Origin of the sequence: Stenotrophomonas maltophilia, assembly GCF_025642255.1 — a bacterium.
Classification (GTDB): domain Bacteria; phylum Pseudomonadota; class Gammaproteobacteria; order Xanthomonadales; family Xanthomonadaceae; genus Stenotrophomonas; species Stenotrophomonas maltophilia_P.
On the sequence record NZ_CP106759.1, the window covers coordinates 3,706,762 to 3,723,403 of the forward strand.

Below are 16,642 nucleotides of genomic sequence, written 5' to 3' on the forward strand. Positions count from 1 at the left end.
CTTGAATCCTGTTCAAGTCAAGCTTGCGGAAATGTCGCTTTTTACGTCCTCATGCTGCCCGTATCGTTCAATCCACTCAAGTGGAGCGACGATCATGAACATCTTCAGCAGTCTGTTGTTCCTGCACGGTCACATCGCAAGCGCCGAGCTGGCCCGCCAGTTGGCCACGCCGGTGGCCAGCACGACCGGGGCACCGGCAAAGCCGTACCGGACCACACACCTCGACCGTCCAGCTGCGGCAAAGGTGCCTTGCCCCACCTGCCCCGCCCCGCGCTGAGCGCGACAGCGGCGGGCTCACAGGGGCCGGGCCGCTAGTGCCCGTACCAGGCCTGCACATGGGGCGGCAGCGATGGCAGCGGGTCGATGTCCAGCGCGCGATAGCCATCGAGGGTATCGCGCAGCACCGCCGGTCCGGGGCTGCCCGGCATGCGCAGGCTTTCCTCTTCCGGCAGCTGCAGGGCGGCCCAGTCATGCAGGCGATCCAGCCGCTGGACCATGGCGGCGCGCAGCCAGGGGCGCAGCGGGAAGGTCCGATATCCGCGCCCATCCAGCGTACGCACAGCATCGGACAGGGCCTGGTTCGCGCCACGCACCCATTCGGTGCGTCCGCCGGCCTTGTCCTGCACGGTCATCGGTGCCGGCGCGCGATGGGCTCGGAAGGGGGCACGCAGCTCCAGCTCCAGGTCACGCGCATCGCGCTCGGTTTCCGCCTCCACCAGCGCCCCGGCGCACAGATCGAAGAACTCGAACCAGCGCCGATGCAGTGCGCTGATGCGACCGAGCGGGTCACGCGAGAAGCCGATCTTGGCGTAATCCTCCCAGGCGCAGGGAAAGACGTAGGCGAAGACACGACCATCGATGCGGATCTGCGGTTCCATCGGCGCAGGCTGCATCGCTTCGGACGCGATGGCAACCGGGCCGAACCGTGCGCCGTTCGGGTCACGGCCGCTGCAGCACGTCCTCCACTGCGGCAGCCACGTCGGTGTTGTCGATGTAGCTGCCATCATTCCACCGCACATGCTGGCGGTAACCGGCGTCGATGCCGCGCACGCGGGCGGTGAGCCGCTCGGCGCCGGCGCCCTTGGCCCACAGCGGTACCAGTGCGTTGGAGTGATTGCCGGTGGGGCGGAAGCTCATCCCCGGCATCCGCCCGCGCCCGTTGTTGCGCACCGGCTCGAACGCCACCTGCTGCGCGTCGGGGCCCATCGGCATGCTGTTGTCGTGGTCGGTGGTGACGATCAGCAGATTGCGCTGCCATCCGCCGTTGCGCTCGATCCACGCCACCACCGCCGATACCGCATCGTTGAACTCGACCGTCTCTTCGATCAGGCGGCCGTACTGCGGCTGGTCGCCGCACTGGCCGTAATGCCATTCCGTGCCGCACGCGCTGGTATGCGCGGCCCAGTCGGTGGCCCCGCCTTCCACCATCAGGAACAGGCCCTTGGACGAGCGCTGCTGCAGGAACTGCAGGGCGCCGCGGGTCATGGTCGCCAGGTCCGGCACGCTGTCGATCTTCCTCACGCCGGAGGGAGTGGTCTCATCCCTGCCCAGGACCTGCAGCTGACGCGCCTGCTGCAGGGTGCTGGCCACACGCGGTACGCCGATCAACGGGCGGTCGGCTGGCACCCTCCCCTGTGCAAGCGCAGCGAACGCTTCCTTGCTGCGGATCAACCGCCACGGTCCGGCAGGATTGCCAGCGATGGGGGTGCCTGCTTCCAGCTGCTGCCAGTCCTGCTGCGACACCCACTCCCAGGGGTTCGCGCAACCCTCTTCCTTCACTGCGCCTGCATCGTCATCGCAGGCGCGGCCATCGACGCTGTAGCCGGGGCCGCCGGTTCCCATGACCAGGTCCATGTGGCCCTGCGCCAGCATCTGGTGGGCGATGGCATGGTAGTTGTTGCGCGACGCGTTCTGCGCGGCGAACGCGGCCGGTGTCGCGTGCGAGAACGGCACCGAGGTGACCACACCGGTTGCCATGCCCAGGCGCTTGGCGCGCAGGGTGTTGAACTCGACCGCGACGCCGTCGTTGTCGACGTTGATGGCGTTGTTGTACGTCTTGATGCCCGACGACAACGCCGTGCCCGCCGCGGCGCTGTCGGTCGCCACCGCGGCCAGGTACTGATAACCGGCGAACGGAAGATCCGCTGCCGGTACCGGGGTGGCATCCCATGCTTTCGCGGCGTCGTAGCCGAGCGTCTGCGCCGAATCGTGCGTGGGCTGGCTGCTGGCGTTGAGCGGGAACGTGGCCACCGCAAGGCGCTGCGGGAAGTGCGCGTACGGGGCGCCTTCGCGGCTGCCATACTGCCAGTACGCGGCGGCATCCCAGGTTCCCCAGCCCGCGCCGTCGTTGATCATCACGATCACGTTGTGCGGGTAGCCGCCGGTCGCCACCGGCGCCTGCGCACGCGGTGCCGGCTGGCAGCCGGCGAGGGCTGCCAGCGCGGCCAGAATCGAAGGGTAGAGCCAACGGCGCGGCGTGTGTGCGGTCATCGTGCATCCTGTGGGGTCGGGCAGGCGGCCCGGAATGCGCGACGTTATATCATTGCAATATTGCAGATTCACGCATCGTGGCAGCGGTATCCTGTGGAACGTCTCCCCTGCCGCGCCACCATGCCGTCTCCACGTCCCCCGGTCTCCTCGATCACCCTGGATGCCGGCAGCTTCGCGGTCATCCACCAGGAGAACGCCGACCTGCAGCGTCCGCCTGCTTCACTGACCAAACTGATGACCGCGTACGCAGCCTACGAACAGGTCGCATCCGGCGCCGCCGGTTGGGAGATGCCGGTGACCGTTGCCGCCGAGGACGTGCAGGCGGTTGCTGACGATGAAACGCGCATGGGCCTGGTGCCCGGCGAAACGGTCACGCTGGGCCGGCTGCTGCAGGGCATGCTGGTGGTATCGGGCAACGACGCGGCCCTTGTGCTTGCCCGCCATCTGCACGGCTCGCAGGCGGCGTACCTGCAGCACATGAACGCGCTGGCGCGGCGTCTCGGCCTGGGCAGTACCTGGTTCGCGTCGGTGTCCGGCATCACCACGCCGCGGCACGTATCCAGCGCACGCGACATGGCGGTGCTGGCGGGCCGCCTGCTGGCAGATCATCCGCAGGTGCTGGCCATCACCGCACAGCCGGCGTTCGCGCACGGGACGTTCAGCCGCAGCAACCAGAACGCACTGCTCGCCGATGAAGGTGTGGACGGCCTGAAGACCGGCTATACCCGCGCGGCCGGGTTCTGCCTGGCGGCTACGGCGCGCCGCCCCATCGCCGGACACGCGCAGCCGGTGCGATTGATCACCGTGGTGCTTGGCTCGGAAGACCGCGAAGCACGCGATGCGCGGGTGCGCAGGCATCTTGCCAGTGGATTCGCCGCGTTGGCCGGCGACACCGTCGCAGAAGCCTGAGCTGCGCGGGCAGTCAGTCCCGTACAACGGTGGATACGATCACCCGCTGCAGTTCGCGTTCCGCGTCGGCTTTGCCGATCGCGCCATTGGCCACCGCTTCGGACAGCGCTTCGGCAGCGCCGAGGATCGCCCAGCGCCCCTCCACCGGTACCTGGCCGTCACCGGCGAACGGGCCCAGCCAGTCCGCGCAGTTGTCGATGAACTCCTGCTGGTAGCAGTGACGCACCTCGCGCAGCTCCGGCGCGCCGACCAGCGCTGCGAGGATGCTCTGCACGTCGCTGCCCTGGCTCAGCACGCAGTCGATGTAACCGGACGCGATGGCCGCTGCGCGCGCGGTCAGTTCTGCCGGCGCCGCGGCGATACGGTCATTGAAAATGAGCGTCTGCCGCTGGTCGTAGTCATGGTAGAGCGCCGCCAGCAGGCCGTTGCGCGTCACGAAGTGATCGTAGGCCACCGGCTTGGTCACGCCCGCCGCTTCGGCCAGGCGCCCCAGGGTCAAGGCATCGGTGCCTTCGGCGCCTACCAGCGCCCATGCGACATCCAGCAGCTGGCGGGCCCGCTGCTCGCGGGTCAGTCGGCGACGCGTGGGGGTGTCGGTGGCAGGCATCGGCGGAACACGGCTGTCAGCTCGTTGGATGTCCGATTTTACGGCCGATCTCCATCGCGGTCTGCAGATGCGCCGCGGCCGCCCCGGTGTCCGCCTCCAGCAGCAGGGTGGAGGACAGCACGCGCGCGCCGCAGTAATCGAAGATGCCCATGTCGATCTGCGTGTTCATGGCCGCGCCATAGCCACGGCGTTCAATCATCGCGGCATCGGCACCCCCGATGCCGACCAGATGCACCTGCAGCCGCTGCAGCCGCTTCTCCACTTTTCCATCGGCACCCTCAGCGTAGGCCCAGCCCTGGGTGAAAACGCGATCGATCCAGCCCTTCAGCAGCGCCGGGAACGACCACCAGTAGAGCGGGTAGACCAGCACCAGCGTGTCGGTCGCATCCAGCCGTGCGTGCTCGGCCGCCACATCGGCCGGTGGCGGCGCGATGCCGCGGAACAGGGCCTGGTCCTGCCCGTTGAAGCGCGGGTCGAAGCCTTCGGCCATCAGATCGGCCATGGCGGTGGTATTGCTCTCATCGGCATCGGCGATGGCCTGCGCGATGCGAGCGGCTACCGCGTGGGTCAGCGAGGCAGGATCGGGATGGGCAACAACAATCAGGCTGTGCATGGGCAACTCCTTGGAGATTAGTTACTAATGGTAACTAGCGAACCCAGCCCGATCAGCACTGCCAGCAGGACACTGTTTCTGGCGTTCTGTATCGCCTCAAGTCAAATGCAAATGATTCGTGATACGATTGTTAAGGAGATCTGAAACCCCACACGGACGTCCCAGCCATCGCCAGTGGACCCCCTCACCCGGAGTACCGCGCGATGTTGCATGCCAGTCTGAAGTCCCGTCGTTCCGTTGCCACGCTGGCCGTGGCCATCGGCCTTGCCCTCGCCTCCCAGGCCCACGCCGAGGCGTCAGTCGATGCCGCCGCCAAGCAGATGGACACCGTGGTGGTCACCGCCACCGGCGCCCAGCAATGGATCCGGGATGCCCCCGCCAGCATCAGCGTGATCACCCGCGAGGACATCGAGCGCAAGCCGGTCAGCAGCATCGGCCAGCTGTTGAGCACCGTGCCCGGCGTGACCGGCGGTTACGCGCTGTCCGGTGCGCAGTCGAAGATCCGGCTGCGCGGCCTGCCGGAGCAGTACACACTGATCCTGATCGATGGCCGCCGCCAGGGCAGCTCGGCCGGCGTGAACTATCGTGATGACCTGGGCCCGCAGGATCTGAACTGGCTGTCGCCGGACATGATCGAACGCATCGAAGTGGTGCGCGGCCCGATGTCCTCGCTGTACGGATCGGACGCGATGGGGGGTGTGATCAACATCATCACCCGCAAGATCGCCGACCACTGGGGCGGCTCGGCCACCTTCAACTACAGCAAGCCCGATTCGGACACCCGCGGCAATACCACGCAGATGGGAGCGCTGTTCAGTGGCCCGCTGACCGACAACCTGGGCGTGCGCATCGGCGCCAACGTCACTGACCGCGAATCTGACCGCGGCGCGCGGCAGACGCCGGGCAACAAGGCAGAGAACGCCAACGTGCTGTTCGACTGGCGCATCAGCGACAGCCACGTCGTGGGCGTGGAGGCCTCGCGCGGAACGCAGCGCAACAGCGGGGCCGGCCAGGTCAACAGCTGGGGACTGTCCAAGCTGGTGCAGACCGGCTACGTGATCCGCCATGACGGCACCTACAGCGACGCCACCACGTCGAAGACCACGCTGGTGCAGAACGAATACGAAGACAAGGGCAGCGACGTCGGCAACCGTTCGAAGGAAACGGTGTTCGATACCGCCTTCAACACCGGCTTCCACTGGGGCGTCGAGCACAGCCTGAATGTGGGCGGGCAGTGGAAGCGCGAGGAGTTGGAGAACAGCGACACCATCGGTACCGTTCCGGTCACCTGGACGGGCAGCGGCCGCATCAGCCCGACCAGCGAGGCCGACTCCTGGGCGCTGTTCGCCGAGGACCACCTCACCCTGCACGAGCGCTTCGTGCTGACCCTGGGCCTGCGCTGGGACAACACGGAAAACTACGATGACAACCTGAGCCCGCGCATCTACGGCGTCTGGCACCCGGCCGATGCATGGACCGTGCGCGGCGGCATTTCCAAGGGCTTCCGTGCCCCCAACCTGAAGCAGGGAACGGCCGGCGCTGCGACCCAGTCCGGCGGCAACGGCTGCCGTGCCCTGACCGCCGAAGGCTGGAGCAGCCGTTCGGTGAATGCCGACGGCACGCGCGGCTGCTACATGGCCGGCAACCCGAACCTGGAACCGGAGACCAGCACCAACTACGAGCTGGGCGTGGGCTTCGACCGCGAGGGCTGGTCGGCCTCGGCCACCTACTTCCTGACCAACTTCGACGACAAGATCGAACAGGTGCCGCTGAGCCAGATTCCCGGCCAGACCACCAGCTTCGTCAACGGCTACTGGTGGACGGTGGCACAGAACATCCAGAAGGCACGCACCCGCGGTGTGGAAGCCAGCGTGACCGTGCCGCTGCACGAACGCCTGAACTGGACCACCCACGCCACGCGCATGCTGGAATCGAAGAACCGCACCACCGGCGCTACCCTGCTGGTAGTACCGGAGCTGACAGCCAACACCTCGCTGGAATGGCAGGTGACCGATGCCTGGTCGTTGAATGCCAGTGCGCAGCACATCGGCAAGCAACTGGTATCGGCCACCAGCGCGACCTTCGCCAAGGCGTACACCACCTGGGATCTGGTGACCGGCTTCGACGTGAACGACAACCTGACCCTGCGTGCCGGCGTCCTGAACGTGGGCGACGTGTCCACCATCGACGAAGGCAACAACTACGACGGCGGCGCGCGCACCTTCTTCGTGGGCGCCACCGCACGGTTCTGATGCAGCACTGGCTCGGATCCCTTCGCGCAGCGAAGGGATCCTGCCGTGCATCCGCGGCCCTGCCTCAGCGGAACAGCGCGTTCAGCGCCGCACCCGATGCTGCCGCCTGCAGGCCATCAAAGCGGCCTTCCTGCTGGATGGGATCGGTGGCCCGCATCAATCCCCCCCACGCCGCACGGGCCAACGCCCCGCCCAGGCTGACCCGGCGTACCCCCATCGCAGCGATGTCCTGCAGCGTCAGTGACGTCGGTCCGCCCACCAGCAGGTTCACCGGCTTGCCGCCGGCCGCGGCCACCACCGCCTGGATCTGTTCGGCCGTGGTGATGCCCGGTGCGTACAACACATCGGCACCTGCGGCCGCGTAGGCACGCAGGCGCTGCAGCGTGTCTTCCAGATCCGGTACGCCCACGAAGAAGTTTTCCGCCCGGCCCACCAGCAGCACATCGGCCGCGGCGCGATCGATGGCCGCACGCGCCGCACGCAGGCGTTGCACGGCCTCCTCCAGCGGGCGCAGCGGCGCGTCGGCCAGACCGCTGGCATCTTCAATCGACAGAGCGGCGATGCCCGTATCCAGGGCCGCCGTCACGGCCTCAGCCACGTCCTGTGGCGTGGCGCCGAAGCCATCGCCGAAGTCTGCGTTCACCGGCAGGTCGGTGGCGGCCACCATCAGCCGCAGGTGGTCAAGCGTCGCCTGCAGCGATACCGCACCATCGGGGCGACCTTCGCTCCATGCACACCCCGCGCTGGTGGTGGCCAATGCCAGGAAGCCCTGCCGCTGCAGGTAGCGCGCGCTGCCGATGTCCCACGGATTGGGCAATACGAAGCAGCCCTGCGCATGCAACTGCCGGAACGTGGCACGTCTGCGGGCAGTGGTGGCATCTGCGCTGTTCATGGCGGGTATCCGTGCGGTGAGCTGACCACCCTATCCGGGCGGCGCACAGGACTCAACGCACCTGCGGCGCAGCATCAGGTGATGCCACCGGATCATTGGACGCGGCCCCGCATCCGTCCGACGGTGACGGTCCGCCGTCCACGGAAACAACCATGCCGCGCTCCCCGCATTCTTCTGACGCCATTGCTGGCGACGACACCGATGCACACCAGGCCGCGCCGTTCTCACCCAGCCGGCGCCGCCTGATCGCATCGGCCGGCCTGGCCGCAGGTGGCCTGGCCGGCGCCACGCGTCCGGCCGCCGCAACACCGGCCCGAGAGGTGGCGAACACGACCGCACCGGGGCGTCCCGGATTCCAGGCGATCGTCCCGCCGCCGGCGCAGGGCCGCAGTCCCTGGGGACAGGACACCGCCAGCGAACCGACCCCACGACCGCGCAGCACACGCCCGGGCGAATCGCCATTGCCGACCCTCCCACGCCCCTACACCGACATCAAGAGTTACCACGCCCACATCTATTTCGACGAGGACACCTCGGCCAAGGCCGCACTGATCCGGCGCTGGGTGGCGGAACGCTTCCCGGTGGAACTGGGCAACTGGAATCCGGAGCCACGCGGCCCCCATGTCACCCCGTCCTTCTACTTCGGCTTCACCAACGATCTCCTGCCGGTCGTGGTGCCATGGCTGCAGCTCAACAGCCTGGGCCTGACGATCCTCATCCACCCCAACACCGGCGATGGGCGCGCCGACCACCTGCATTACGCGCTGTGGGTGAACCGCGCGCAGCCGGTGAACGCCTTCGACTGGCCCGCGCCCCGGCCGGGCGAACAGGAGCCGCTGGAACAGGTGTTCCCCAACGTCGTGCCGACGCGGCCGCTGGAAACCTGAGCAGACCCGCCCGGCCTGGCCGGGACAGGAGCGGCTGGCCGCCATCGTCGGCGTACGTGCGGGTATCAGCAGCCGTCGCCACGTTCAGCGCGCCTTGAGGCGCTGCCCGGCATACGGGCACAAGCGCTTCCAGCGATTTCAAACAATCGATTGAAACGCGGCAAACTTCGCCGAACTGGACAGCATCGGCCGCTTCCGCCAGACTGCCGCCCTTTCCAGTCGATCGGATCCCATGGCGAAGCTGCTGGTCCTGCACGGCCCCAACCTCAACCTGCTCGGTACCCGCGAGCCGGAGGTCTACGGCCACACCACCCTGGCCGATATCGACCAGGCGCTGGCCCGCCAGGCCGACGCCGCCGGGCACGTGCTGGAGAGCCTGCAGTCCAACGCCGAACACGCGCTGGTGGACCGCGTACAGGCCGCCCGCACCGACGGCACGGCGTTCATCCTGATCAACCCGGCCGCGTTCACCCACACCTCGGTCGCCCTGCGCGATGCGCTGGCGGCCGTGGCCGTGCCGTTCATCGAAATCCACCTGTCCAACCCGCACGCCCGCGAACCGTTCCGCCAGCACAGCTATTTCAGCGACAAGGCGGTCGGCGTGGTGTGCGGCTTCGGCGCCGACAGCTACCGCTACGCGATGGACGCGGCGCTGCTGCGGTTGTCCGCCACCTGATTGTCGACCCGGGCGCCCACGGCGCTCTCCTCACCTAGATAGAAACCCAAGAGGCCCTCATGGATCTGCGCAAAATCAAGAAGCTGATCGACCTGCTGGAAGAGTCGAACCTGGCCGAAATCGAAATCAAGGAAGGCGAAGAGTCCGTGCGCCTGTCGCGCGCGCCGGTCGCCGGCTATGCCGCCCCGGTCGCCGCTCCGGTGTATGCCGCCCCTGCCGCGCCGGCGCCGCAGGCAATGCCGATGCAGTCGCCGACCGAAGCCTCCACCGGCGGCACCGCCAAGCCGGGCCCGGCGCTGCCGGAAGGCCACGTGCTGCGTTCGCCGATGGTCGGCACCTTCTATGCCTCGTCCGCTCCGGACAAGCCGGCCTTCGTCACCGTGGGCCAGCAGGTCAAGGAAGGCGAAACCCTGGCCATCATCGAAGCGATGAAGATGTTCAACCCGATCGAAGCCGACGCGTCCGGCACCATCGTCGCCATCCTCGGCGAGAACGGCCAGCCGGTGGAGTTCGACCAGCCGCTGTTCGTGATCGGCTGAGGGGCACGCCATGCTCGACAAAGTCGTCATCGCCAACCGAGGGGAGATCGCGCTGCGCATCCTGCGCGCGTGCCACACCCTGGGCATCCGCACGGTGGCCGTGCACTCCACGGTCGACCGCAACCTCAAGCATGTGGCCATGGCCGACGAGTCGGTCTGCATCGGCCCGGCGCCGTCGCCGCAGAGCTACCTCAACATCCCCGCCCTGATCGCCGCGGCAGAAGTCACCGATGCCCAGGCCATCCATCCGGGCTACGGCTTCCTGTCGGAGAACGCCGATTTCGCCGAGCGCGTGGAGGAATCCGGCTTCATCTTCATCGGCCCCAAGGCCGACACCATCCGCATGATGGGTGACAAGGTCGAAGCCATCCGCGCCATGAAGGCCGCCGGAGTGCCGTGCGTGCCCGGCTCGGGCGGCCCGCTGGGCGAGGACATCGTCGCCAACACCAAGATCGCCCGTGAGATCGGCTACCCGGTCATCATCAAGGCAGCGGGCGGCGGCGGCGGTCGCGGCATGCGCGTGGTGCACGCCGAAGCCTCGTTGAAGACCTCGATCGAAACCACCAAGAGCGAAGCGAAGGCGGCGTTCGGCAATGGCGAGGTCTACATGGAGAAGTTCCTGGAGAACCCGCGCCACGTGGAGATCCAGGTGCTGGCCGACGGCCAGGGCAATGCCATCCACCTCGGCGAGCGCGACTGCTCGATGCAGCGCCGTCACCAGAAGGTGGTCGAGGAAGCACCGGCACCGGGCATCACCGCCGAGCAGCGCGAGCAGATCGGCAAGGTCTGCGTGGAGGCCTGCATCCGCATCGGCTACCGCGGCGCCGGCACGTTCGAGTTCCTGTACGAGGACGGCCGCTTCTACTTCATCGAAATGAACACCCGCATCCAGGTGGAACATCCGGTCACCGAAATGGTCACCGGCATCGACCTGGTGGCCGAGCAGCTGAAGATCGCCGCCGGCCAGAAGCTGTCGATCAAGCAGAGCGACGTGGTGCTCACCGGCCATGCCATCGAGTGCCGCATCAACGCCGAGGATGCTGAAACCTTCGTGCCGAGTCCGGGCACCATCACCGGCTTCCATCCGCCGGGCGGCCCCGGCGTGCGCGTGGACACCCACATCTACAGTGGTTACCGCGTGCCATCGAACTATGACTCGATGATCGGCAAGCTGATCGTGCACGGCCCGGACCGCGAAACCGCGATCGCCCGCATGCGGGTGGCGCTGAGCGAAATGGTGGTCGACGGTATCAAGACCAACATCGCCCTGCAGCAGCGGATCATGCGCGACAAGGGCTTCCAGGCCGGTGGCCAGAACATCCACTACCTGGAAAAGCGTCTGGCCGAGCGCAAGAACAAGCCGATCGCGCTGACCTGATCGGCACAGGTGCCGGACACGAAAAGGGCGGGGATATCCCCGCCCTTTTCTGCTTTCTGCAGCGCCTTCCCCCGCGCCCGGCGTACCGGGAAAAGCTGCCGCGCGTGAGGGCCCGGCGCTGCAGGATCGGTGTCAGTGCCTGTCGGCCGCGGTTGCCGGAATCTGCGAGTTCGGCAGCGGGCGCACACCATTGGGCGAGGTCGGATCGACGATCACCATGGTCTCGGTCGAGCCATCGGGCCAGACCACCTGGAAGGTGCTGCCCGCCGGCAGCGATGCGAACGGCACGCCGCTCTGCGCGCGATAGACCGCAGCGACCTGGCTGGCGCCGGCGCGGCGCAGGTCTTCCTGTGCCTTCACCGTGGTCAGCTCCACCTTCGACAGATGCCGGTAGCGATCCTCGTAGGTATCGATCATCAACAGGCCCACCGCGCCGGCCGAATACGCCACGAACAGTGCCACCCAGAACCAGAACTTGGCTCCGTGAAGGAATCGACGGTAGTTCATGGCCTGCTCCCCCTTCCAATCAATCGCTTGATCCATTCGTTCATCTTCCCAGCACCTTGCCGCGAAACCGCAGCGTCATACACGAAATCCCGGAAATCCTGCGTCTCATCCTGCGAACAGATCCCTCCATTCGCACAAAAACTGTTGACCAGCACGCTGTCGGCCCCACACGGTAGACCGAGTTCGCAGGCCGCAAGCCGCCACGCCATTTCGCTGAGCTGCTCGCCGGCCACCAGCCCGTCCAGTGCACTGTCACCGGCGGCGCGCACGCCCATTCCCGGAGCGAGGGCCATGAATGCCTCCGGATCGCGCGACAGGCGCACGCGCTCGACCAGGCCACGGCGGTAGTCCGCGCTGTCATGCAGCGGCTCACCTTCAGCGAACAGCGCGGCTTCGGCCGCCAGATTGCCCTGCGCGGCCGCCTTGCGACGCTCCGCCAGCACCAGCGCCGCGCCCAGTTTGTCGCCGGGCACGAACCCGCCGCAGCGCTGGGCCACGCGCTCGCGCGCATCGACCATGGCCGGTGCGGCACTCAGGCCCAGCCCCGCCAGCACGTTGTTGTCCAGGCGATACCCCCCGGGATCGACCGCGTACTGCGCGCAGTAGTCATACACCCGGCTGAGCATCCAGCGCGCTTCGTGGTTGCCACCGTCGGCCTGCGCACGCAACCGCTGCGCATAGGCGAACAGATCGGTGGCGCCCTCGATGTCGGCCCGGATGTCCAGCGGCAGGCCGGACGGCAGTGCGCCGCCCCGCTCGAAGGCCGCCAGACGCCGCGCCAGCGCCTCGGGCATGACCGGCATCGTCGTCCCATCCTCGTTGCCCGCCACCTGGGCCGTCGGCAGCCCGGAGGCCGCGACCGGAGACGATACCGAGCCCACGTGCCCGCTGGCCCGATACCCGGCCACGCCCAGCACGGCCACCGCCGGCAGCACGAGCAACCAGGTTTTCAGGGTCGGAGCGAGGGCCATCGGCAACGGAAAGCGTCGGGGGCGCACAGGAAAGCGCGCAGTTTAGCAAGGCCCGGCAGGCCTGTCTGAACGGGGGGCGTTCATCTCAGAGCATACGGAGACGCCCCGATGGTCTAGCATGGCCCCCTTTCCCGCGATTGCCCCCGATCCCATGCCGTTCCTGGAACTGACCCTGCGTTGCACCGAAGCCACCCAGCCCCGCTATGAGAATGCGCTGGAGGACGTCGGGGCGTTGGCCGTGACCCTGCTCGATGCCGAGGCCGACACCAGCAACGAGCAGGCGATCCTGGAACCGGGCGTGGGCGAGACGCCGCTGTGGGACAGCCTGGTGCTGACGGCGCTGTTCCCGGCTGACAGCAACGCGCTGTTGCTGCTGGCGGCGCTGGAAGCGTTCGACCCGGAACTGGACTGGAGCGGTGGCAGCTTCCGCGCCGTCGAGGACGAGGACTGGGAGCGTGCCTGGCTGGACCAGTTCCAGCCGATGGACTTCGGCAGCCGCACCTGGATCGTGCCGTGGAACCATGAGCTGCCGGAGGCGGCGCAGGCCGCCGACGCGGCCGTCGTCCGGCTGGACCCGGGCCTGGCCTTCGGCTCCGGTACTCATCCCACCACCGCGCTGTGCCTGCGCTGGCTGGACCAGCTGGCCGTGGACGGCCAGCTGCAGGGCCAGCGCGTGCTCGATTTCGGGTGCGGCTCGGGCATCCTCGCCTTGGCTGCGCTGAAGCTGGGCGCCGCCGAGGCGATCGGCGTGGACAATGATCCGCAGGCCCTGGTCGCGACCGCCGACAATGCCGAGCGCAATGGCGAGCAGGGCCGCATGCAGGTCTATCTGCCACAGGACGAGCCGGTGGCAACCTATCCCATCGTGGTCGCCAACATCCTCGCCTCGGCCCTCGATGCGCTGGCCGAGCTGCTGGCCGCGCGCGTGGCCGGCGGTGGCCGCATCGCACTGTCGGGCATCCTGCATGGACAGGAGCACGAACTGCTGCAGCGTTACAGTGCCTGGTTCGACGACCTGCAGGCGACCCGCGATGGCGACTGGATGCGCATCACCGGCGTGCGCCGCGCCTGATCGTGTTTGAATGAGCGCTCGACCCGAACCCGCACCGTGAGCATGTCCGAGCCGACCCCCGCACGACGTCCACTGGCCACCTTCCTGCGCCCCGCGCCGGAAGGCGGAACGGCACCTGCCGTCGAGGCGCACGTCGATATGCCTGCACAGGCCGGTCCGGCGCCCGAACCCACTGCGGCGGAGATCGAACATGCGCCGGCAGCGGCGGTGATCACTGCGCAACCCGTTCCGCAGCACACCGATGATGTGCCCCCGCATGCCGCGGCGGTGGCATCACCATCGAACCATGACGCACCCGGTTTCCTCGCCCGTGCACCTTCACGCTCGCGCCCGGCGCCGCGCTGGCACTGGCTGCTGGTGGCGGGGCTGGCGGCGCTGCTGATCCTGCAGAGCGTGCTCGCCGACCGCGCGCGGCTGGCCGCCGATGCCGGCCACCGCACATGGCTGGTGGCGCTGTGCAGCGTGCTGCGCTGCAGCCTGCCCGCCTGGCACGAACCCACCGCCTTCACCATGACCAGTCGCGACATCCGCCCGCTGCCTGGTCAGGCCGGCGTACTGCAGGTGCAGGCCAGCATCCGCAATGACGCGCGATGGCCACAGGCCTGGCCCGACCTGCGGCTTTCGCTGTCCGATGCGGACGGACGGGTCATCGGCAGTGACGTTTTCAGCCCCACGCAGTACCTCGGCGAGAACCCGGGTACCGCCGTGCTGGAACCGGGTCAGAGCGCACACATCGCGTTCCGCGTGCAGGAGCCTGCGGCGTCCACTGTCGCATTCACCTTCGAGTTCCTGTGATCGGGACGAAGGCGACCAGCCATGGCAGGTCGGGCACGCTCGCGCTAGACTGACCGCCACCACCTCATCCGGCCGCGCGCTCCGCGTGCACGGGCCAACCAGATCGGGAACCCCCTTGAACGCTGTCCTTTCTCGTCCTGACAACAGTCGTGGCGCTCCCCGGCCACCGCTGCGCGAACACGTCGCCCAGTCCGTGCGCCGGTACCTGCGCGACCTTGATGGCTGCGATGCAGACGACGTCTACGAGATCGTGCTGCGCGAGATGGAGATTCCGCTGTTCGTGGAAGTGCTCAACCACTGCGAAGGCAACCAGAGCCGGGCCGCGGCGATGCTGGGCATCCACCGTGCCACGCTGCGCAAGAAGCTGAAGGAATACGGCATCAGCGCCTGAGCGCGGATGGCGACGTCGTGGAAGCGGGGTCACCCGCCGCCGCCCGCCTTCCAGTAATACCGCACCACGTGGAAGAACACCGGTGCGGCGAAGCACACCGAATCCAGCCGGTCGAGCATGCCGCCATGGCCCTCGATCATGTGGCCCCAGTCCTTGATGCCACGGTCGCGCTTGATCGCCGACATCACCAGGCCACCCCAGAACCCCATCAGGTTGATCAACAGCGACAGGCCGAACGCCTGCAGCGGCGTGAACGGCGTGATCCACCACAGCGCAGCGCCCACCACGCTGGCACTCAGCACGCCACCGATGAAGCCCTCCACTGTCTTCGACGGCGACAGCCTGGGCGCGATCAGGCGCCTGCCCAGCAGCTTGCCCCAGATGTACTGCAGCACGTCCGAGGACTGCACCACGATCACCAGGAACGCCAGCAGCAGCACGTTGCGCGCGGGCTCATGCCCGGGCACACGCAGGTTCAGCAGCAGGGGCACGTGCGAAATGCAGAACACGCAGATCATCAGCCCCCACTGCACCTTGGCCGTGCGCTCCAGGTAATGCGTGGTGTCACCGCCGATGGTGGCCAGGATCGGCAGGAACAGGAACGCGTAGACCGGAATCAGCAGCGTGTACATGCCATACCAGTCGATCCACACCAGGTAGTACTGCCAGGGCAGCACGATGTAGAACGCCGCCAGCAGCGCGTAGTAGTCACCTGACCGGGTGGGCGCCAGGGTGATGAACTCGCGCAGGGCAAACAGCGAGATGATCGCGAACAGCACGATCACCCCGGCCCGGCCGAACAGCAGCGCTAGGCCGACCACGATTGCCATCACCCACCAGGCGCGGATGCGCGAGACCAGGTTGGCGATGACCGCGCTGGGCCGTCCACGCTGCCGCCAGCGCAGGGTCTCGGCCACCAGCGTCGCCAGCACCAGCACCGCGCCGACCCCGGCGAACAGCAGCCCGGTCTGCTGGCCCACGCTGCGCGCGGCGAGATCACCCGATACGGCGATCAATCCGCTCATGCGCGTCCTCCGCCCGGTGCCAGATCCAGCAGCGCCTGGCGGCTGCGCTGGAGAAACGCCGCCTTGTCCTCGTCGGCCTGCAGCCGCAGCGGAGTACCGAAGGTGGCCGTGCACAGCAACGGCAATGGCAGGAACCGTCCCTTGGGCATCACCCGCTTCAGGTTGTCGATCCACACCGGGACGAATTCCAGTTCCGGACGCTGCCGCGCGAGATGGTAGATGCCACTCTTGAACGGCAGCAGCGGCTCATCGCCGACGTTGCGCGTGCCTTCCGGGAACAGGATCAGCGAGCACTCCGCATCCACCGCCTCACGCAGCGCCTGCAGCGGATCCTGCTGGCGGCGCGCCGCTTCGCGCTCGACCAGCACGCCGTTGAACACCGCATCGATCAGATAGCGCCGCAGGGCGTCGCGCTGCCAGTATTCGGCGGCCGCCACCGGACGCACCTGCCGCCGCAGTGCCGGCGGCATCGACGACCAGATCAGCACGAAATCCCCGTGGCTGGCGTGGTTGCCGTAGTAGACACGGCGCTCGCTGGAGGGCGCGCAGCCGACCCACAGCGCCCGCGCGCCGGTGAGCACATGGATGGCGCCACTGCAGGCGCGGGCGATCAGTTCAGCAAACATCGATGTCTCCCC

General features: G+C 67.8%; 19 protein-coding genes. 10 read left to right on the forward strand and 9 right to left on the reverse strand.

Annotated features, from left to right (window positions below; all coding sequences use genetic code 11):
- Positions 1–94: 94 nt before the first annotated feature.
- Entirely contained in the window at positions 95–277 is a 183-nt protein-coding gene (locus N8888_RS16905; RefSeq protein ID WP_197571077.1) for a hypothetical protein, read from the forward strand.
- Positions 278–311: 34 nt separating this feature from the next.
- Here the strand turns inward: N8888_RS16905 and N8888_RS16910 are convergent, their stop codons facing one another.
- Both N8888_RS16910 and N8888_RS16915 read right to left on the reverse strand, forming a co-directional pair.
- Positions 312–878: a GIY-YIG nuclease family protein gene (locus N8888_RS16910; RefSeq protein ID WP_065181563.1), complete on the reverse strand. Its 567-nt coding sequence runs from the start codon at positions 876–878 to the stop codon at positions 312–314.
- A 61-nt stretch (positions 879–939) separates the two neighbouring features.
- Positions 940–2,490: an alkaline phosphatase gene (locus N8888_RS16915; protein WP_263176008.1), complete on the reverse strand. Its 1,551-nt coding sequence runs from the start codon at positions 2,488–2,490 to the stop codon at positions 940–942.
- 120 nt (positions 2,491–2,610) lie between these two features.
- On the opposite strand from N8888_RS16915, the gene N8888_RS16920 reads away from it, so the two are divergent.
- On the forward strand, positions 2,611–3,399 hold the full coding sequence (locus N8888_RS16920; RefSeq protein ID WP_263176010.1) for a D-alanyl-D-alanine carboxypeptidase family protein: 789 nt from the start codon (positions 2,611–2,613) through the stop codon (positions 3,397–3,399).
- Between the two features lie 13 nt (positions 3,400–3,412).
- On the opposite strand, the gene N8888_RS16925 is transcribed toward N8888_RS16920, so the two are convergent.
- The gene (locus N8888_RS16925) at positions 3,413–4,006 is read right to left on the reverse strand and encodes a TetR/AcrR family transcriptional regulator (RefSeq protein WP_053515691.1); all 594 of its coding nucleotides are present in this window, start codon (positions 4,004–4,006) and stop codon (positions 3,413–3,415) included.
- Between the two features lie 16 nt (positions 4,007–4,022).
- The gene (locus N8888_RS16930) at positions 4,023–4,619 is read right to left on the reverse strand and encodes an NAD(P)H-dependent oxidoreductase (RefSeq protein ID WP_053515689.1); all 597 of its coding nucleotides are present in this window, start codon (positions 4,617–4,619) and stop codon (positions 4,023–4,025) included.
- 203 nt (positions 4,620–4,822) lie between these two features.
- On the opposite strand from N8888_RS16930, the gene N8888_RS16935 reads away from it, so the two are divergent.
- Positions 4,823–6,871, forward strand: coding sequence for a TonB-dependent receptor domain-containing protein (locus tag N8888_RS16935; RefSeq protein ID WP_263176011.1), 2,049 nt, complete (start codon positions 4,823–4,825; stop codon positions 6,869–6,871).
- 64 nt (positions 6,872–6,935) lie between these two features.
- On the opposite strand, the gene N8888_RS16940 is transcribed toward N8888_RS16935, so the two are convergent.
- The gene (locus N8888_RS16940) at positions 6,936–7,763 is read right to left on the reverse strand and encodes an isocitrate lyase/PEP mutase family protein (RefSeq protein ID WP_180875469.1); all 828 of its coding nucleotides are present in this window, start codon (positions 7,761–7,763) and stop codon (positions 6,936–6,938) included.
- Between the two features lie 152 nt (positions 7,764–7,915).
- Here N8888_RS16940 and N8888_RS16945 point away from each other — a divergent pair, with 152 nt between their 5' ends.
- From N8888_RS16945 to accC, 4 genes are all read left to right on the forward strand, one after another.
- On the forward strand, positions 7,916–8,650 hold the full coding sequence (locus N8888_RS16945) for a DOPA 4,5-dioxygenase family protein (RefSeq protein WP_263176013.1): 735 nt from the start codon (positions 7,916–7,918) through the stop codon (positions 8,648–8,650).
- A gap of 232 nt (positions 8,651–8,882) precedes the next feature.
- Positions 8,883–9,326, forward strand: coding sequence for a type II 3-dehydroquinate dehydratase (gene aroQ / locus N8888_RS16950; protein ID WP_053515684.1), 444 nt, complete (start codon positions 8,883–8,885; stop codon positions 9,324–9,326).
- Between the two features lie 59 nt (positions 9,327–9,385).
- Complete coding sequence (accB, locus tag N8888_RS16955; RefSeq protein WP_053515682.1) at positions 9,386–9,865, forward strand: acetyl-CoA carboxylase biotin carboxyl carrier protein; 480 nt, start codon at positions 9,386–9,388, stop codon at positions 9,863–9,865.
- A gap of 10 nt (positions 9,866–9,875) precedes the next feature.
- Entirely contained in the window at positions 9,876–11,243 is a 1,368-nt protein-coding gene (gene accC / locus N8888_RS16960; RefSeq protein ID WP_014648613.1) for an acetyl-CoA carboxylase biotin carboxylase subunit, read from the forward strand.
- Positions 11,244–11,375: 132 nt separating this feature from the next.
- On the opposite strand, the gene N8888_RS16965 is transcribed toward accC, so the two are convergent.
- Both N8888_RS16965 and N8888_RS16970 read right to left on the reverse strand, forming a co-directional pair.
- Positions 11,376–11,750 carry a hypothetical protein gene (locus N8888_RS16965; RefSeq protein ID WP_065174417.1) on the reverse strand — a complete coding sequence of 125 codons (375 nt, stop codon included), beginning with the start codon at positions 11,748–11,750 and terminating at the stop codon, positions 11,376–11,378.
- Entirely contained in the window at positions 11,747–12,721 is a 975-nt protein-coding gene (locus N8888_RS16970; protein ID WP_053515678.1) for a hypothetical protein, read from the reverse strand. The genes N8888_RS16965 and N8888_RS16970 overlap by 4 nt, the downstream gene beginning before the upstream one ends.
- Positions 12,722–12,872: 151 nt before the next feature.
- Between N8888_RS16970 and prmA the strand changes: the two genes are divergently transcribed.
- The 3 genes from prmA (at position 12,873) to fis (ending at position 14,979) form a co-directional block, all read left to right on the forward strand.
- Positions 12,873–13,793, forward strand: a complete 921-nt coding sequence (prmA, locus tag N8888_RS16975; RefSeq protein ID WP_053515676.1) for a 50S ribosomal protein L11 methyltransferase — start codon at positions 12,873–12,875, stop codon at positions 13,791–13,793.
- A gap of 42 nt (positions 13,794–13,835) precedes the next feature.
- On the forward strand, positions 13,836–14,588 hold the full coding sequence (locus tag N8888_RS16980) for a DUF3426 domain-containing protein (protein WP_053515674.1): 753 nt from the start codon (positions 13,836–13,838) through the stop codon (positions 14,586–14,588).
- A 115-nt stretch (positions 14,589–14,703) separates the two neighbouring features.
- The gene (fis, locus tag N8888_RS16985) at positions 14,704–14,979 is read left to right on the forward strand and encodes a DNA-binding transcriptional regulator Fis (RefSeq protein ID WP_005419706.1); all 276 of its coding nucleotides are present in this window, start codon (positions 14,704–14,706) and stop codon (positions 14,977–14,979) included.
- Between the two features lie 29 nt (positions 14,980–15,008).
- Here fis and N8888_RS16990 read toward each other — a convergent pair whose 3' ends face one another.
- Both N8888_RS16990 and N8888_RS16995 read right to left on the reverse strand, forming a co-directional pair.
- Positions 15,009–16,004, reverse strand: coding sequence for a phosphatidate cytidylyltransferase (locus N8888_RS16990; RefSeq protein WP_053515673.1), 996 nt, complete (start codon positions 16,002–16,004; stop codon positions 15,009–15,011).
- Positions 16,001–16,630 carry a lysophospholipid acyltransferase family protein gene (locus tag N8888_RS16995; protein WP_111186286.1) on the reverse strand — a complete coding sequence of 210 codons (630 nt, stop codon included), beginning with the start codon at positions 16,628–16,630 and terminating at the stop codon, positions 16,001–16,003. Before N8888_RS16995 ends, N8888_RS16990 begins: the two co-directional genes overlap by 4 nt.
- Between the last annotated feature and the right edge of the window lie 12 nt (positions 16,631–16,642).

What these genes read in the sequence shown, in the direction of transcription:
- N8888_RS16905 (WP_197571077.1), top strand. Translation starts at nt 95, where the DNA reads ATGAACATCTTCAGCAGTCTGTTGTTCCTGCACGGTCACATCGCAAGC.
- N8888_RS16910 (WP_065181563.1), bottom strand. Translation starts at nt 878, where the DNA reads ATGGAACCGCAGATCCGCATCGATGGTCGTGTCTTCGCCTACGTCTTT.
- N8888_RS16915 (WP_263176008.1), bottom strand. Translation starts at nt 2,490, where the DNA reads ATGACCGCACACACGCCGCGCCGTTGGCTCTACCCTTCGATTCTGGCC.
- N8888_RS16920 (WP_263176010.1), top strand. Translation starts at nt 2,611, where the DNA reads ATGCCGTCTCCACGTCCCCCGGTCTCCTCGATCACCCTGGATGCCGGC.
- N8888_RS16925 (WP_053515691.1), bottom strand. Translation starts at nt 4,006, where the DNA reads ATGCCTGCCACCGACACCCCCACGCGTCGCCGACTGACCCGCGAGCAG.
- N8888_RS16930 (WP_053515689.1), bottom strand. Translation starts at nt 4,619, where the DNA reads ATGCACAGCCTGATTGTTGTTGCCCATCCCGATCCTGCCTCGCTGACC.
- N8888_RS16935 (WP_263176011.1), top strand. Translation starts at nt 4,823, where the DNA reads ATGTTGCATGCCAGTCTGAAGTCCCGTCGTTCCGTTGCCACGCTGGCC.
- N8888_RS16940 (WP_180875469.1), bottom strand. Translation starts at nt 7,763, where the DNA reads ATGAACAGCGCAGATGCCACCACTGCCCGCAGACGTGCCACGTTCCGG.
- N8888_RS16945 (WP_263176013.1), top strand. Translation starts at nt 7,916, where the DNA reads ATGCCGCGCTCCCCGCATTCTTCTGACGCCATTGCTGGCGACGACACC.
- aroQ (WP_053515684.1), top strand. Translation starts at nt 8,883, where the DNA reads ATGGCGAAGCTGCTGGTCCTGCACGGCCCCAACCTCAACCTGCTCGGT.
- accB (WP_053515682.1), top strand. Translation starts at nt 9,386, where the DNA reads ATGGATCTGCGCAAAATCAAGAAGCTGATCGACCTGCTGGAAGAGTCG.
- accC (WP_014648613.1), top strand. Translation starts at nt 9,876, where the DNA reads ATGCTCGACAAAGTCGTCATCGCCAACCGAGGGGAGATCGCGCTGCGC.
- N8888_RS16965 (WP_065174417.1), bottom strand. Translation starts at nt 11,750, where the DNA reads ATGAACTACCGTCGATTCCTTCACGGAGCCAAGTTCTGGTTCTGGGTG.
- N8888_RS16970 (WP_053515678.1), bottom strand. Translation starts at nt 12,721, where the DNA reads ATGGCCCTCGCTCCGACCCTGAAAACCTGGTTGCTCGTGCTGCCGGCG.
- prmA (WP_053515676.1), top strand. Translation starts at nt 12,873, where the DNA reads ATGCCGTTCCTGGAACTGACCCTGCGTTGCACCGAAGCCACCCAGCCC.
- N8888_RS16980 (WP_053515674.1), top strand. Translation starts at nt 13,836, where the DNA reads ATGTCCGAGCCGACCCCCGCACGACGTCCACTGGCCACCTTCCTGCGC.
- N8888_RS16990 (WP_053515673.1), bottom strand. Translation starts at nt 16,004, where the DNA reads ATGAGCGGATTGATCGCCGTATCGGGTGATCTCGCCGCGCGCAGCGTG.
- N8888_RS16995 (WP_111186286.1), bottom strand. Translation starts at nt 16,630, where the DNA reads ATGTTTGCTGAACTGATCGCCCGCGCCTGCAGTGGCGCCATCCATGTG.